Source organism: Fenollaria massiliensis (genome assembly GCF_000312505.2).
In the GTDB taxonomy this organism is placed as follows: domain Bacteria; phylum Bacillota; class Clostridia; order Tissierellales; family Peptoniphilaceae; genus Fenollaria; species Fenollaria massiliensis.
This window is the reverse complement of sequence record NZ_HG326226.1, coordinates 132,672-147,133: the sequence shown is the minus strand read 5'-3', so window position 1 is coordinate 147,133 and position 14,462 is coordinate 132,672. Positions and strand designations below refer to the sequence as shown.

The window sequence follows — 14,462 nt, the reverse complement described above, 5'->3', positions numbered from 1 at the left end:
TTATTAACCTCCCTTCCTATAAAAGGACTATTTTGCTTTTTCTATAATTTCTACGAGTCTCCATCTTTTTGTCTTAGATAGTGGTCTTGTTTCCATAATCTTTACAAAATCGCCAACTCTTGCTTCGTTGTTTTCATCGTGAGCCTTAAATTTAGTAGTTCTGTTAACTCTCTTCTTATATATAGGATGACTAACTTTTGTTTCAACTGCAACAGTTATTGTCTTTTCCATCTTATCAGAAACTACTGTACCTGTTCTAACTTTTCTAAGATTTCTTTCCATTGATTTAAGCCTCCTTTACTTGAGAAAGTTCTCTTTCTCTGACAATTGTTTTCACTCTAGCAATGTCTTTTTTAACTTGAGAAATTGTCTTTGGGTTTTCTAATTGTCCGGTAGCTAATTGGAATCTTAGGTTAAATAGTTCTTTTTTAAGCTCTTTTTCTTTTTGATTTAGTTCTTCTGTTGTTAAATCACGTATTTCTTTAACCTTCATTAGCTTCACCACCTTCTTCACGAACTACAAATTTAGTTTTTATAGGAAGTTTCATTGCTGCAAGTCTTAGTGCTTCTCTTGCTATTTCTTCTGAAACTCCACCCATTTCAAATAATACTCTACCTGGTTTTACTACTGCAACCCAATACTCTGGAGCACCTTTACCGGAACCCATACGTACTTCTGCAGGTTTCTTTGTTACTGGTTTGTCTGGAAATACTTTAATCCAAACATTTCCACCTCTTTTTATATATCTTGTCATCGCACGACGAGCAGCTTCTATTTGGTTTGCTGTCATCCATGTTGGTTCTAGTGCTTGTAGGCCATATTCACCGTAAGTAATTGTGTTACCTGAATATGCTTTACCTTTCATTCTGCCTCTATGAACTCTACGATGCTTTACTCTTTTAGGCATTAACATAGTATGTTTTCCTCCTTACTAATTTTCGTTATTAGCGTTTTGTGCTTCGTTAGCTTCTGGCTTAAAGCCTCTTCTGTTATTGTTATTTTTTCTGTCTTTAAAGCCTGTATTTTGGTTGTTATTTCTTCTTCTCTTTTTGAAGTCTTTCTTTTTGTCGTCTTGACTTCTCTTTTTAAAGTTTTTCTTTCTTTCGTCAGTTACTTCTGGAAGTACTTCTCCTTTGTATAACCAAACCTTTACGCCGATCTTGCCGTATGTTGTGTTTGCTTCTGCAAAACCATAGTCAATATCTGCTCTAAGTGTTTGTAGAGGTATTGTTCCTTCTGAATAACCTTCGCTTCTAGCCATGTCGGCTCCACCAAGTCTTCCGGAAACTTGAGTTTTGATACCCTTTGCTCCTTCTTTCATTGTTCTTTGGATAGCGCCTTTCATTGCTCTTCTGAATGTGATTCTTCTTTCTAGTTGGAATGCAATGTTTTCTGCTACTAGTTGAGCATCTAAGTCTGGCTTTCTTACTTCTTCAACGTTTACTAAAACTGTCTTTGTAGTAAGTCTTTCGATTTTCTTCTTAAGTGCTTCTATACCTTCTCCGCCTCTACCGATTACGATACCAGGTTTTGCTGTATATATAGTAACTTTAATTTTCTTTCTTGTTCTTTCGATTTTTAATTTTGAAACTCCTGCTTGGTAAAGCTCTTTTTTCAAATATTCTCTTATCTTATAGTCTTCTACTAAATTATCAGAGAAACTTTTCTTGTCGGCATACCAATTTGAGCTCCAATCTTTTATAACTCCGACTCTTAGTCCGTGTGGATTTACTTTTTGGCCCATTTCTTACCTCCTTATTTCTCGTCTGATACTACAACTGATAAGTGTGCAGTTCTCTTTAGTATTGGATAAGCTGAACCGTGAGCCTTTGGTCTATATCTTTTCATTCTTGGTCCATCAGTTGCTTGTGCATCCTTAACATATAGTTTGTCTCTATCTAAGTCAAAATTGTTTGTAGCGTTTGCTATTGCAGATTCAAGTACTGCTAATAGTTCTCTTGCGCCTTTCTTTGGTGTAAACTTTAAAATAGAAAGAGCTTCATCAATATGTTTTCCCCTAATTTCGTTGCATATAAAGTGAACTTTTCTAGGAGATATTCTAATATATTTAGCTATTGCTTTTGCTTCCATTTATATCCTCCTTCTATTATTTTACGTTTGCTTTCTTGTCGCCTTTAGCAACATGGCCTCTGAAAGTTCTTGTTAATACGAACTCTCCAAGTTTATGTCCTACCATATCTTCTGTTATATATACAGGAACGTGTTTTCTACCGTCATATACTGCTATTGTGTGTCCTATGAATTCTGGGAAGATTGTTGAACGTCTTGACCATGTTTTAATAACTTTTTTATCGTTGGCTTCATTCATAGCTTCAACTTTTTTCATTAAGTGTTCGTCTACGAAAGGTCCTTTTTTAATCGATCTTGCCATTTAAACCCTCCTACTTGTCGTTTCTTCTTCTGATTATATACTTATCAGAATGTTTCTTTTTCTTTCTAGTCTTAAGTCCTAGAGCAGGTTTACCCCAAGGTGTCATTGGTGATGGTCTACCTATTGGTGCTCTACCTTCACCACCACCATGTGGATGGTCTACTGGGTTCATCGCTGAACCTCTTACGTGAGGGCGTCTTCCTGTTAATCTCTTCTTACCAGCTTTACCCATGTTAACTAGTTCGTGGTCAAGGTTACCTACTTGGCCGATTGTTGCCATACAGTCTAGTAAAACAACTCTCATCTCGCCTGATGGTAATCTTAATTGTGCGTAGTTACCTTCTTTACCCATAAGTTGAGCGTATGAACCAGCGCTTCTTGCTAGTTGTCCGCCTTTTTCTGGTTTCATTTCAATGTTGTGGATTAGTGTACCTACTGGGATGTCTCTTAATTTAAGCGCGTTACCTACTTTGATGTCGACATGTTCTCCTGCTTCGATTTTATCTCCAACATTTAATCCTACTGGATGAAGGATGTATCTTTTTTCGCCGTCTTCGTATTGAATTAGTGCGATGTTTGCTGTTCTGTTTGGATCGTACTCGATGTGAGCTACTGTTCCAACAACGCCTATTTTATTTCTCTTAAAGTCGATAATTCTATATATCTTCTTAGCTCCCCCGCCTCTGTGACGAGATGTGATTCTACCAGTGTTGTTTCTACCTGAGTTTTTCTTAATGCTTTCTACAAGTGACTTTTCTGGTTTAGCTCTTGTGATAAGCTCAAAAGCAGGTGATGCCATCATTCTTCTGGACGGAGTAGTTGGTTTATATGTTTTAATAGCCATTAAATTTCCCTCCTATCACTAATTTGACATGCCTTCAAAGAATTCAATTCTCTTTGAATCTTCCTTAAGTGTAACAATGGCTTTTTTCCAGTTTGGTCTTCTACCTTCGTGTGCGCCTTGTCTTTTTAACTTACCTTGCATGTTCATTGTGTTTACTTTTTCAACCTTTACACCAAAAACGTTTTCAATTGCTTTTTTGATTTCAGATTTGTTGATTCTTCTGTCTACTTTGAAAGTGTACTTACCTTCTTCCATATCGCTCATAGACTTTTCTGTAACTATGGGTTTTATGATTATATCATGTGGATTAAGCATTATTTGAACACCTCCTCGATAGTTTCTAAAGAAGCTTTTGTAAGTATCATATTGTCATGTCTTACTATATCATATACGTTTATGTTTCTTGCTTCACTAATCATTGTGAATGGTATATTTCTAAAAGCTCTTTGTGTGTCTTTATCGTTATCTTTAGTAACTATATATGCTTTCTTTGCGTTAAGATTTTGTAGTGCTTTAAAAGCATATTTTGTCTTAACTTCTTGTAATTTTATATCATCTACTATAATAAGCTCATTATCACGAACTTTGTTTGAAAGAGCTACCTTTAAAGCTAATCTCTTTAACTTCTTAGGAAGTTTGTATCCATAGCTTCTTGGCTTTGGTGCAAATACAACTCCGCCGCCCTTCCATTGAGGACTTCTTGTACTTCCTTGTCTTGCTCTACCTGTACCTTTTTGTTTCCAAGGTTTTCTTCCGCCGCCTCTAACTTCAGCTCTTGTTAAAGTGCTTTGAGTTCCTTGACGTTTGTTCGCTAAATGATTAACTACTACTTGGTAAATAAGATGAGGGTTATCTTCTTGATTAAAGATGTCATCATTTAATTCAATTGTCTCAAGTTCTTTACCTTCCATGTTTAAAACTTTATAACTTGGCATTTTAATCCTCCTTTAGCGCTATTTCTTTATTGCTTTTCTAACAGTAATTAAACCTTTCTTTGGTCCTGGTACAGCACCTTTGATTAGGATAATTCCGTTTTCTTTATCTACTTTTACTACTTTTAGGTTTTGAACAGTTACTCTTTCATTACCCATGCGGCCCATCATTCTATGGCCCTTAAATACTTTTCCTGGCCATGTTGCAGCACCCATACCACCTGGCATTCTGTGGAATTTTGAACCATGTGATTCTCTACCTCTACCGAAGCCGTGTCTTTTTATAACACCTTGAGTACCTTTACCTTTTGATGTTCCGATAACGTCTACAAATTCAACGCCGTCCATGATTTCAACTGTGATTTCATCACCTAAGTTGTATTTTTCTACATCTTCTACTTTAAACTCTCTAAGGTATCTTTTGTAGCTAGCGTTAGCTTTTTTGAATTGACCCTTACGAGGTTTGTTTACATTCTTTTCATTGATTTCTCCAAAACCAACTACTATAGCGTTGTAACCGTCTGTTTCAACAGTTTTCTTTTGAACAACTACCATAGGTCCGGCTTGAAGAACTGTAACTGGAACTAAGTTTCCTGATTCTTCGAAAACTTGTGTCATTCCAATTTTCTTTGCTAAAATTCCGTTCATTAACTGCACCTCCATAATTTACAGCGGATTTTAAATAAAATCTTATAGATTATAGTTTTATTTCTATATCTACACCTGCAGGCACGTTCATCTTCATAAGTGCGTCTACAGTTTTGTCATTTGGTTCAAGGATATCGATTAGTCTCTTGTGAGTTCTTTGTTCGAATTGCTCTCTTGAATCTTTGTTAACGTGAACTGATCTTAAAATTGTTACGATTTGTTTTTCTGTTGGTAGTGGAACTGGTCCTGATACCTTGCATCCTGTCTTTTTAGCAGCTTCAACAATTCTTTGAGCTGATTGATCTAGTAGTGTGTGATCGTAAGCTTTAAGTCTAATTCTGATTTTTTGTTTTTTGCTTGACATTTGATTACCTCCATGTAATATTTTTTCACTTCTTAGAGAGTCAACTCTTACACACGCAGCCGTGCGTTTTCTCTAAGCGTAAATAAAATATGCCAATCAATCGCCTGCTTCTGTCTCGAGCAGACTTGCATGAAACTAGGGAAATTACCACATCACGCAACAAAAAACATGATGCGCAACCTTTCTTAGTCATAGCCATTTGATTTAAGCACTCATATATTATACATAATAAGCTCTTGTCTGTCAAGGGTTTTTTTAATTATTTTTTATTTTTTTATATTTTTTCTCTTCCTTTTATATATATAATATATATGGCAGCAAATTATTTATATGAATAATTTTGAATAGTTTTTTCGTATTATATATCTATGCTTTGATATAAATTATTTTATAATTTTATTAAATAAGTATTAATATTTTTAATAATTATTTTTTAATAACGAAATTTATTTTATTATCTGCAAAATAATATATATTTATTAAGTTTTTATCTAAATGCTTTAATATAGTAATTATCTCATTGACAAAAAATCGTTTTTATTATAAAATATTATTAATAATATGCAAATATAAAGGAGGTAAATTATGGCTTTTTGTTTTAACAAAGATCGTGCTAAATTTGATGAGTTCTTACAATTTATCGAAGAAAAGAAGAACGACAGAGGTGCTGTCATGCCAGTTCTTCAAGAAGCACAAAGACTCTTTGGCTATATACCTGAAGAGATTATAGATTTTATGGCGCTTAAATTGAATAAGCATAGCAGTGAAATTTATGGCGTTGCTTCTTTCTACAGTCAATTCACTTTTAAGCCTAGGGGTAAACACTCTATATGTATCTGCTTAGGTACTGCTTGCTACGTAAAGGGTGCTGACAAGCTTTTGGATGACTTCTTAAAGGAGTTAAATGTAGCTAAGGGTGAGGCAACAGCTGATGGGCTTTTCTCTATAGTTGAGACTAGATGTGTTGGCGAATGTGCTTTGGCACCGGTTGTAACTGTTGGTGACGATGTTTATGACCATGTAAAAGAAAGTCAAGTCACAGAAATTATTAATAAGTATAAGGAGTAAGTATATGAATAAGGAAAATCTATTAGAAATTCAAAAGAAAACTAAGGATCTTCTTCTTGATAGACTTAAAAAAGACGGCTCTTTTAATATTGACGGTGACAAAATTACTAAAAAAGGTGAATTTTTTGAAAAACAGCACCGTATAGTTTTAAAAAACTGTGACATAATAGACTCATCGTCTTTAGACGAATACATAGCATTAGGCGGATATTTCTCTCTTGATAAGGCGCTTAATATGAAAAGAGAAGATTTAATAAATGAAGTAAAGGCTTCTGGTCTAAGAGGCCGTGGTGGAGCGGGTTTCCCTACAGGAAGAAAATGGGAAGCAGCTTTTCTTCAGCCAGAAGGTATAAAATATATAATTTGTAACGCTGACGAAGGTGACCCAGGCGCCTACATGGATAGGTCTGTTTTGGAAAAAGATCCGCACAGCGTTTTAGAGGGCATGGCCATCTGCGCTTATGCTGTTGGTGCTCAAAAGGGCTTTATCTACGTTAGAGCTGAGTATCCAAAGGCTGTTGAAAGCCTAAAAGTTGCCATTAAAAAGGCAAATGAAAATAATTTATTAGGAGACAATATTTTAGGAACTGACTTTTCTTTCCAAATCGAGCTTCGTCTAGGCGCTGGCGCTTTCGTATGCGGTGAAGGTACTGCTCTTATGGAATCTATCGAAGGAAAGCGTGGTATGCCAAGAAATAAAGAGTACAGAACTACTGAGAGAGGTCTTTGGGGCAAGCCAACTGTTATCAACAATGTTGAAACTTTTGCTAACATCGCTCAAATTATTGATCATGGCGCAGACTGGTTCAGATCCATCGGCACTGAAGATTCGTCAGGAACTAAGGTTTTCTCACTTGTTGGTAAGGTTGCTAACTCGGGACTTGTTGAAGTGCCTATGGGAACTACTATTAGAGAGATTGTTTTTGATATAGGCGGAGGTATTCAAGGCGGCAAAAAGGCTAAGGCTGTTCAAACTGGTGGACCATCTGGCGGATGTATACCTGAGAGATTATTTGATACAAAGGTTGACTTTGCGTCTCTTAAGGCTATAGGCTCAATCATGGGCTCTGGCGGTATGGTTGTTATGGACGAAGATGACTGTATGGTTGACGTTTCAAGATTCTTCCTAGAATTTTCTGTTGATGAATCATGCGGTAAATGTACACCTTGTAGAATCGGTAACAAGAGACTTCTTGAGCTACTTGAAAAATTAACTTCAGGCAATGGTACTGAAGAAGATATAGAAAAACTTGAAAATCTATCCATAATCGTGAGCAAGTCATCACTATGCGGACTTGGTCAATCATCTCCTAACCCAATACTTTCAACATTAACATACTTTAGAGATGAATACATGGCTCATGTTGGCGAAAATAAGACTTGTCCAGCTAAGAAGTGTAAGAATTTACTTAACTACTTCATCACTGACAAGTGTATTGGCTGCACAAAATGTGCTAGAAACTGCCCTGTTAACTGTATTGAAGGAAAAGTTAAGGAAAAACACATTATTGACACAGCTAAGTGTATCAAGTGCGGCAATTGTAAGAACGTCTGCCCAGTTAAGGCAGTAGTATTGGTATAGGAGGTACTTATGGCTAAGATAACAAACTTAAAAATTAACGGCGTTGATGTATCTGTTGAAGGCAGAACTTCAATACTTGATGCTGCTAAAACCATTGGCGTAAAGATACCTACACTTTGCCACATGGAATTACATGATATAAAATTTGTAAATAAACTTGCTTCTTGCAGGGTTTGTATGGTTGAAGACGCAAAAAGCGGCAAGCTTCTGCCAGCATGCGCAACACCTGTTAAAGAAGGCATGGATATAAAAACTGAGTCTCCTCTTGCCATAAACGCTAGAAGGACTATAGTTGAGCTGCTTTTATCAGACCATCCGAACAGCTGCTTGACTTGTGCTAAAAACTTAAACTGCCAACTACAAAAGCTAGCGCAAGACCTAGGAATTAGAGAAATACCTTATCAAGGTGAAAGAAGACACATACCTATAGACGACAGAAGTTTATCTATGGTTAGAGAGCCAGAAAAGTGTATTCTTTGCAGAAGATGTGAGACAATGTGTAATCAAGTGCAAACAGTCGGCGCACTTGCTGAGGTTGGCCGTGGTTTTGACTGCCACGTCGGCTCAACATTTAATAGAAGCATGTTTGAGACAACATGTACTTTCTGTGGTCAATGCGTTACAGTCTGCCCTACAGGCGCACTTCATGGCATGAGCTACACAAGAAAAGTATGGAAAGCACTTGCAGATCCAAAGAAATACGTTGTTGTTCAAACAGCTCCAGCAGTTAGAGTTGCCTTAGGCGAAATATTTGGTATGGAGCCAGGAACTATAGTTACTGGTAAGATGGTTAGCGCACTTAAAAAACTAGGCTTCGACCAAGTCTTTGACACAAACTTCGCAGCTGACCTAACTATAGTTGAAGAAGCACACGAGTTCGTAGAAAGACTTACAAAGGGAGGCAAGATGCCTATACTAACAAGCTGCTGTCCAGGCTGGGTAAACTTCATGGAGCAACAATTCTCAGATATGATCGATATACCATCATCATGCAAGAGCCCTCATGAAATGTTTGGAGCAGTTGCAAAAACTTATCTTGCCCAAAAACTTGGCATAGATCCTACGGATATGGTAGTCGTATCAGTAATGCCTTGTTTAGCTAAAAAATACGAATCAGCAAGAGATGAGCTTAAGAGCAGGGGCCGCAGCGACGTTGATATAGTTATCACAACTAATGAGCTTGGCGCAATGATCAAAGAAGCAGGACTAAGCTTTAAAGACCTTAAAGACGAGAACTTTGACGATCCAATGGGTGAATCAACAGGCGCAGGCGCAATCTTCGGAGCTACAGGCGGCGTTATCGAGGCAACATGCAGAACAGCTTACGAGACTATAACTGGAAAAGAGCTTAAAGAGATTGAATTTACTTCACTTAGAGGCCTTAACGGTATCAAAGAAGCAACAGTTGATATAGATGGAAGAGAAATCAGAATCGCCGTAGCAAACGGACTTGGCAATACAAGAAAACTACTAAACATGGTTAAGTCAGGCGAAAAAGAATACGATGCGATAGAAGTTATGGCTTGCCCAGGCGGATGTATAGGCGGAGGCGGTCAACCGCTTCATAACGGCGACATCTCAATACTTAAGAGGAGAGCTGAAGCCATCTATAATATAGATAAAGGCAAAGCAATAAGAAAATCACACGCCAATCCAAAAATTATACAACTTTACAAAGAATACCTTGGCGAAGTTGGCGGCGAATTAGCACACGAGCTACTACACACACATTACGAAGCCGATCCAAAGATGTAATTTAATATAATCATATACCCTCTTTGCCACGTGGTGAAGAGGGTTTTCACTATACAAAATTATTGTAAAACAAAGAAAAATATGCTAGAATTGATATATAAAAACATCTATGAAAAGGAGTAGACCTTATGATGAAAAAAACAATGATAGCTCTTCTAATTAGCCTTACATTTATCTTAAGCCTAACAGCATGTTTGTCAAAACAAGATACTACACTTGAAGATAAGAATCTTACAGAGAGTGCAAACGATAAATCAAGCGAAGATAATGAAGAAAGCAAAGATAGTGAAGAAAGCGAAGACAACGAAGAAAGTAAAGATGCTGAAGAAAACGCATTAGCTCAAGAAGATGAGAATCTTGAAAAAGTAAAGCAAGTATACACAAGTGTTTTAGACAATATGAACCCAGAGAAATTTAATCCAGTCACAAAAGATGACGGATTTAATTGCACTTACACATATTCACTTGTAAAGCTAAACAATTTAGACTACCCACTACTTTTAGTTTATCAAGACTATGACTATGGTATGTCAGACATCAAGTTTTATTATCCAAACAAAGACTTTACAAAAGAGCTAAGCTCAGATGAAATTGTGCCAATAGGAGTAGCTAGAGCAGGCGGCTTTAGAGGCGACATAAGCCTAAGCGAAAGTAAAGATACATTATCCTACGTTTGTGTGTCCTCAGGTACCGGTGATGGTAGCATTGACGATATAAGCTTCAAACTAGGAGATGAGAACTTAAACGTTCAAATAAAACCAGCCTGGAAAGGCAACCTCGACGATATGCCAGAGTCAAGCTCAAGCCCGATAGACTTAAGCGATATTTCAGATAGAATAGCCATAGATAATATATCCACAAGTAATTAGAAAAAAATTAATGCAGCTACATGATATGATATGTAGCTGCATTTTTATGCGCAAATTAGAAAAATGCTTTTATTAAATTTATTGGTGAGCTAATTACACGCTCAAAGTAGTAAGATGCAACGCCTATCCAATCCAAACCGTGTGTAACAGCTATAAGACATAAGAAGTATGGTGCATTTATTACTACAGGCAAGATAATGTTTATCCATGTAAGAGTATTTTTCGGGATAAATATTAGTCCCACTAACGCAAATAATAAACTTAGTAGCACAGCATTAAGGATGATACTGCCCGTCTTTTCATCAGCACCCATAAGCTTAAAAATTATATACGCTAGCAAAACCAAAGCATATATGCCTAAAACAGTGTAATTATATATCTTACTTACTTTGCTTTTTGACTTTGTTTTATTAAGTTCCGTCATTTTGACACCCCCCTAATAAGCTTACTTATATTATAGTACTAAAAAATCATTTTTGCAAATTGTGTAGACGTGAAAAAAGCTCCAAATTAATGGAGCTTATTTGAAATTTCTTTATCCGATTATAAATATACTCATATACAAATCCGGATCATTCACATCCACTTCCCTAATTCTAGTTTCATCTTGATATATTTGGAAGTAGATTTTACCATCTGTTCTGTCATATAAAACATCATAAGGTCCTATTGTGTATCTATAAAACTTAGAAACCTCGCCAATGTAGATCATTCTATTGATATCTTTTTCGATTAATTTTATGTCATCGTCAAATCTATTTGGTTCGTCCTTAACTTTTTCCTTCAAAGTCTTCGCAAAATTCTTTAGACCTTCAAGGCATTTTTCCTTAACTAGCTTCATCGCGTCATCAGAACTTAAATTGTCCTTGTACTCGTGCTTTTCATCAATGATGACATTTCTAAGACTTCTTTCGATAGTCTTATCTTGAGTTATAGCCATCTTAGTATCATAAAATTCTTTTGAGTCATCGCCAATCCTTTCAGTAACTACAGCGCTTTCAGCAAGATTCTTTTCTACAAAATCTGGACTTACATAAGTAGTATTCTTGATAAGCTTAGACATTTCATTTTTAGCTATAGTAATGTCAATGCTCTTATCAGCTTTTTTAAGCGTAACCTTTTTCTCAGCACCGTTCCAACCAAGTTCGTATCCAAGCTTTTCAGCAATAAGCCTTAGTGGTAGCATGGCCTTGCCGCCATCTATAACGACTTCAGCTTCAGGAATTATTTCTCCGTTGATAAATAATATAGTTTCGTTCTTAATAGGATAAGTTTTGTCAGCGATACGTATAATGGCATCTTCAGGTCCCCTACTAGTTCCAAAACTAATTTCTTTCGCACCAGTCTCATCAAGCTTCGCCATAGAAATGTTCATAGACATTGACAAAACTAGCACAAATACTAAAAGAAATGATAAAAACTTTTTCATAATAAACCTCCTTTTATCACTTTTTATTACTTTACCTATATATATTATATACCCACACAAGTGTAAATAAATGGATTTTCGTGATTCTTAACATATTTGTAATAAAGCATCAAAAAAGCTCTCACAAAAGTGAAAGCTTTTAATAAATCTTCTTCTATAATGTATTGTTCAAACTCTTATAATTCTTCTTCTGATAACTTGCACTCTTCTAGAACTTTTTCTAAATTTTTTTCATTATGACTCAATTTGCCTTTTTTCGAGTTTTTAGCTTTCCTCTCGATTCTGTATTGAAGCCAAAAATAAAAATACCAAAAGCTATTAATTGAATGAGTTTAACAAGTAATATGGCATCTATTGATTTTAAAACAATGTCACCAAATAAATAAAGATCATAGTGAGTATAGTGATAAAAAAATCCCATAGCCTTATAAGACAAAAAGTTAAGAAGTTTGTAGTTGAAAATCACACTCCCCATTTTGTCTAATAGGATAAGCAGAGAATAGTATAAAATAATACTTGTGAAAATTTGCATAAAGTTCTTTGTTTTTTTTGATATAATAATAGTCAAAAATACCATGGTTTCTATAGTAACTAGACCCAACAACCCGTTTTTTATAAACATTGATAAGTATGTTTCCTTATAAAGCGAAAGAGTCATTATAGGACTATTTTGAATAGCATTGTACGCTCCCTCTATTCCATATAATCCTATATAAAAAATAAGAAGAGCCAATATAGATAAAAGACAGAAGATTAAACTCCAAAACGCAGCTAAAATGGCCTTGGCTTTAAAGAGATAATTTTTACCATAAAAAGTAGATTGGTAGACATCCCCTTCCATATTTTTAGTAGACATTATGTTGGCTGTAAAAATAATTGAAAGAAAAAGATTTATATATAGAAATTTAGAGAGATTTTTATTAAGATTTTTCCAACCTTCTCCATATGATAAATCTATTTTGACTTCATCTAATGTATCTGTAACCTTGTTTTTTATATCCTCGCTATACTTAATTTCATTTGTATCTAAATGTTGTTTTATTTTTTCTCTTAATAGCGATGATAAATTTTCTTGTTCATCTCCTTTAAGATCTAATTGTTCGGCAAAACTTAAGATATCGTAATAATAGAATTCCGATTGAATTTGACCCAATTTCCCACCAAGAGCTTTTTCTATATCAATCTTTTTAGAATCTAAGTAATATAAATTCATTTCCTCATTAAAAGTATGTTCAGATAAATACTGTTTTGTAGAATTATTGACATTAAATACAGCGGCTAAAAAAGCCAACACTAATGTGAATATAGTCAAGGGATGTTTCCATATTCTTTTGTTCTCTGCGTAAATCAAATTTTTCATTTTAACCACCTATATCTCTTTCCTAAAAGTCTTACTAAAATAAAACAAATAGAAATATATAGTATTCCAAGCAATATTATTAGGACAAGATAGGGTACAATTCTTCCAAACAAAGAAATTAACGTCCCCATACTATCAGTCTTAAAGAATAATGGATTTGTAAAACGTAGGATACTGTAACCCTTCAATTGGTTATTTAAAAAATAGACCAATCCAGCAGAAACAAGTAAGCTAGCTTTTGTCCTTTTTATAATAATTGAAACAAGTAACACAATCGATGTTACAGCTAGTGTCCCTATCAATCCTCCTAAACACTCTAGCAAAAACACTTTGCCTGCTGTCATGTTAAAAACATAGAAGTTTGACTTAGACTGAATTGAAGCATTCCATCCACTAAAGCCGCCATACACACTACCATGAATTAAGCTTAAGAAAACGAAGTAAATTAAATACATTATAGCTGCAGCAACTAATCCAGCGATGAATCTTCTGCAAATATATTTATTTTTCCCCTGCTTACTGGCCAAGGCAATATCAGAAACAGGATTTATGCCATCTCTAGAAAAAATAGAAGAAAACGAAATACACAAAACCAAGGTAAATATAAAATATTCTAAATATAAGTAATTTCTTGTACTACTCATCCACATTGTATTGTCTAACCTCAATGGTAATTGAATATTGTTAACAATATCTTTAATTTGTTTAATTTCCTCGTCTGTATAAGGTCTAAATCCACTAGCTTCATGCGCTTGTACTTCTACTTCTACTAATGTCTCTTTATATGCGGCATAGAAGGTGTCGACGTTTTCTAAATATGGGAAGTCTATTTCCATATACTCGTTACCATTGCTTGCATTGAATCTACTTTCCGGTTTATTTAATAGATAATTGGTGTTGATATATTTCATCAAGCCTCCAGTACCTAAAAACCCCTTATCAATATCTAGATATTTCTTTTCGTAGCTAGATGCATAGGTTTTTTTTAGTTTTTGAAGATATTCATCATCCAAAACTCCTTTTAACTCCTTGGATGCTTCTGAAAAAGCTCTGTGAGATGACAAACCTTCTACCAATGTACCGTCTGGTAATATAGTACGCCACTGTATACTTAGATAAATAATAGAGTGAAGAAATACAACTAAAAGAAATAGTAATAAAGCAAATATGGAAACCTTGTTAAAGCAGTGTTTGATTTCATAATATAGTGATTTCATG

Annotated in this window: 19 protein-coding genes; 4 read left to right on the top strand and 15 right to left on the bottom strand. The window is 35.1% G+C overall.

Annotation, left to right across the window (positions count from 1 at the left end):
- Nucleotides 1-27: 27 nt before the first annotated feature.
- The 11 genes from rpsQ to rpsJ are packed head-to-tail and all read right to left on the bottom strand — an operon-like array spanning nucleotide 28 to nucleotide 5,181.
- On the bottom strand, nucleotides 28-282 hold the full coding sequence (gene rpsQ, locus BN30_RS04360) for a 30S ribosomal protein S17 (RefSeq protein WP_019214294.1): 255 nt from the start codon (nucleotides 280-282) through the stop codon (nucleotides 28-30).
- Between the two features lie 4 nt (nucleotides 283-286).
- The gene (gene rpmC, locus BN30_RS04355; protein ID WP_019214293.1) at nucleotides 287-493 is read right to left on the bottom strand and encodes a 50S ribosomal protein L29; all 207 of its coding nucleotides are present in this window, start codon (nucleotides 491-493) and stop codon (nucleotides 287-289) included.
- Complete coding sequence (gene rplP, locus BN30_RS04350) at nucleotides 483-914, bottom strand: 50S ribosomal protein L16 (RefSeq protein WP_019214292.1); 432 nt, start codon at nucleotides 912-914, stop codon at nucleotides 483-485. The genes rpmC and rplP overlap by 11 nt, the downstream gene beginning before the upstream one ends.
- Before the next feature lie 18 nt (nucleotides 915-932).
- On the bottom strand, nucleotides 933-1,745 hold the full coding sequence (gene rpsC, locus BN30_RS04345) for a 30S ribosomal protein S3 (RefSeq protein ID WP_019214291.1): 813 nt from the start codon (nucleotides 1,743-1,745) through the stop codon (nucleotides 933-935).
- 11 nt (nucleotides 1,746-1,756) lie between these two features.
- Entirely contained in the window at nucleotides 1,757-2,092 is a 336-nt protein-coding gene (gene rplV, locus BN30_RS04340) for a 50S ribosomal protein L22 (protein ID WP_019214290.1), read from the bottom strand.
- Between the two features lie 16 nt (nucleotides 2,093-2,108).
- Nucleotides 2,109-2,393 carry a 30S ribosomal protein S19 gene (gene rpsS, locus BN30_RS04335; RefSeq protein WP_019214289.1) on the bottom strand — a complete coding sequence of 95 codons (285 nt, stop codon included), beginning with the start codon at nucleotides 2,391-2,393 and terminating at the stop codon, nucleotides 2,109-2,111.
- Nucleotides 2,394-2,403: 10 nt separating this feature from the next.
- Nucleotides 2,404-3,237: a 50S ribosomal protein L2 gene (gene rplB / locus BN30_RS04330; protein ID WP_019214288.1), complete on the bottom strand. Its 834-nt coding sequence runs from the start codon at nucleotides 3,235-3,237 to the stop codon at nucleotides 2,404-2,406.
- An 18-nt stretch (nucleotides 3,238-3,255) separates the two neighbouring features.
- Nucleotides 3,256-3,555, bottom strand: coding sequence for a 50S ribosomal protein L23 (rplW, locus tag BN30_RS04325; protein WP_242824751.1), 300 nt, complete (start codon nucleotides 3,553-3,555; stop codon nucleotides 3,256-3,258).
- A complete protein-coding gene (gene rplD, locus BN30_RS04320) occupies nucleotides 3,552-4,172 on the bottom strand; it encodes a 50S ribosomal protein L4 (protein ID WP_019214286.1) in 621 nt (206 codons plus the stop codon). The genes rplW and rplD overlap by 4 nt, the downstream gene beginning before the upstream one ends.
- 18 nt (nucleotides 4,173-4,190) lie before the next feature.
- Nucleotides 4,191-4,817 carry a 50S ribosomal protein L3 gene (gene rplC / locus BN30_RS04315; protein ID WP_019214285.1) on the bottom strand — a complete coding sequence of 209 codons (627 nt, stop codon included), beginning with the start codon at nucleotides 4,815-4,817 and terminating at the stop codon, nucleotides 4,191-4,193.
- 49 nt (nucleotides 4,818-4,866) lie between these two features.
- The gene (gene rpsJ / locus BN30_RS04310) at nucleotides 4,867-5,181 is read right to left on the bottom strand and encodes a 30S ribosomal protein S10 (RefSeq protein ID WP_019214284.1); all 315 of its coding nucleotides are present in this window, start codon (nucleotides 5,179-5,181) and stop codon (nucleotides 4,867-4,869) included.
- Nucleotides 5,182-5,766: 585 nt separating this feature from the next.
- Here rpsJ and BN30_RS04305 point away from each other — a divergent pair.
- The 4 genes from BN30_RS04305 (at nucleotide 5,767) to BN30_RS04290 (ending at nucleotide 10,455) form a co-directional block, all read left to right on the top strand.
- A complete protein-coding gene (locus BN30_RS04305) occupies nucleotides 5,767-6,249 on the top strand; it encodes an NADH-quinone oxidoreductase subunit NuoE family protein (protein ID WP_019214283.1) in 483 nt (160 codons plus the stop codon).
- 4 nt (nucleotides 6,250-6,253) lie between these two features.
- On the top strand, nucleotides 6,254-7,831 hold the full coding sequence (locus BN30_RS04300) for an NADH-ubiquinone oxidoreductase-F iron-sulfur binding region domain-containing protein (protein ID WP_019214282.1): 1,578 nt from the start codon (nucleotides 6,254-6,256) through the stop codon (nucleotides 7,829-7,831).
- A 9-nt stretch (nucleotides 7,832-7,840) separates the two neighbouring features.
- On the top strand, nucleotides 7,841-9,586 hold the full coding sequence (locus BN30_RS04295) for an NADH-dependent [FeFe] hydrogenase, group A6 (protein WP_019214281.1): 1,746 nt from the start codon (nucleotides 7,841-7,843) through the stop codon (nucleotides 9,584-9,586).
- A 128-nt stretch (nucleotides 9,587-9,714) separates the two neighbouring features.
- Nucleotides 9,715-10,455 (top strand): hypothetical protein, encoded by a 741-nt coding sequence (locus tag BN30_RS04290; RefSeq protein ID WP_019214280.1) that lies wholly within the window; start codon nucleotides 9,715-9,717, stop codon nucleotides 10,453-10,455.
- 55 nt (nucleotides 10,456-10,510) lie between these two features.
- Here the strand turns inward: BN30_RS04290 and BN30_RS04285 are convergent, their stop codons facing one another.
- From BN30_RS04285 to BN30_RS04270, 4 genes are all read right to left on the bottom strand, one after another.
- On the bottom strand, nucleotides 10,511-10,879 hold the full coding sequence (locus BN30_RS04285) for a hypothetical protein (RefSeq protein WP_019214279.1): 369 nt from the start codon (nucleotides 10,877-10,879) through the stop codon (nucleotides 10,511-10,513).
- Nucleotides 10,880-10,990: 111 nt separating this feature from the next.
- Complete coding sequence (locus BN30_RS04280; protein ID WP_019214278.1) at nucleotides 10,991-11,884, bottom strand: copper amine oxidase N-terminal domain-containing protein; 894 nt, start codon at nucleotides 11,882-11,884, stop codon at nucleotides 10,991-10,993.
- Nucleotides 11,885-12,125: 241 nt separating this feature from the next.
- On the bottom strand, nucleotides 12,126-13,244 hold the full coding sequence (locus BN30_RS04275; protein ID WP_019214277.1) for a hypothetical protein: 1,119 nt from the start codon (nucleotides 13,242-13,244) through the stop codon (nucleotides 12,126-12,128).
- Complete coding sequence (locus BN30_RS04270) at nucleotides 13,241-14,461, bottom strand: ABC transporter permease (protein ID WP_019214276.1); 1,221 nt, start codon at nucleotides 14,459-14,461, stop codon at nucleotides 13,241-13,243. Before BN30_RS04270 ends, BN30_RS04275 begins: the two co-directional genes overlap by 4 nt.
- Between the last annotated feature and the right edge of the window lies 1 nt (nucleotide 14,462).

Excerpts from the sequence above, each read along its gene's own strand:
- BN30_RS04305 (WP_019214283.1), top strand. The coding sequence starts at position 5,767 with ATGGCTTTTTGTTTTAACAAAGATCGTGCTAAATTTGATGAGTTCTTA.
- rplP (WP_019214292.1), bottom strand. The coding sequence starts at position 914 with ATGTTAATGCCTAAAAGAGTAAAGCATCGTAGAGTTCATAGAGGCAGA.
- rplB (WP_019214288.1), bottom strand. The coding sequence starts at position 3,237 with ATGGCTATTAAAACATATAAACCAACTACTCCGTCCAGAAGAATGATG.
- rpsQ (WP_019214294.1), bottom strand. The coding sequence starts at position 282 with ATGGAAAGAAATCTTAGAAAAGTTAGAACAGGTACAGTAGTTTCTGAT.
- rpmC (WP_019214293.1), bottom strand. The coding sequence starts at position 493 with ATGAAGGTTAAAGAAATACGTGATTTAACAACAGAAGAACTAAATCAA.
- BN30_RS04290 (WP_019214280.1), top strand. The coding sequence starts at position 9,715 with ATGATGAAAAAAACAATGATAGCTCTTCTAATTAGCCTTACATTTATC.
- BN30_RS04275 (WP_019214277.1), bottom strand. The coding sequence starts at position 13,244 with ATGAAAAATTTGATTTACGCAGAGAACAAAAGAATATGGAAACATCCC.
- rplV (WP_019214290.1), bottom strand. The coding sequence starts at position 2,092 with ATGGAAGCAAAAGCAATAGCTAAATATATTAGAATATCTCCTAGAAAA.
- rpsJ (WP_019214284.1), bottom strand. The coding sequence starts at position 5,181 with ATGTCAAGCAAAAAACAAAAAATCAGAATTAGACTTAAAGCTTACGAT.
- BN30_RS04295 (WP_019214281.1), top strand. The coding sequence starts at position 7,841 with ATGGCTAAGATAACAAACTTAAAAATTAACGGCGTTGATGTATCTGTT.
- rpsS (WP_019214289.1), bottom strand. The coding sequence starts at position 2,393 with ATGGCAAGATCGATTAAAAAAGGACCTTTCGTAGACGAACACTTAATG.
- rpsC (WP_019214291.1), bottom strand. The coding sequence starts at position 1,745 with ATGGGCCAAAAAGTAAATCCACACGGACTAAGAGTCGGAGTTATAAAA.
- rplC (WP_019214285.1), bottom strand. The coding sequence starts at position 4,817 with ATGAACGGAATTTTAGCAAAGAAAATTGGAATGACACAAGTTTTCGAA.
- BN30_RS04300 (WP_019214282.1), top strand. The coding sequence starts at position 6,254 with ATGAATAAGGAAAATCTATTAGAAATTCAAAAGAAAACTAAGGATCTT.
- rplD (WP_019214286.1), bottom strand. The coding sequence starts at position 4,172 with ATGCCAAGTTATAAAGTTTTAAACATGGAAGGTAAAGAACTTGAGACA.
- BN30_RS04280 (WP_019214278.1), bottom strand. The coding sequence starts at position 11,884 with ATGAAAAAGTTTTTATCATTTCTTTTAGTATTTGTGCTAGTTTTGTCA.
- BN30_RS04270 (WP_019214276.1), bottom strand. The coding sequence starts at position 14,461 with ATGAAATCACTATATTATGAAATCAAACACTGCTTTAACAAGGTTTCC.
- BN30_RS04285 (WP_019214279.1), bottom strand. The coding sequence starts at position 10,879 with ATGACGGAACTTAATAAAACAAAGTCAAAAAGCAAAGTAAGTAAGATA.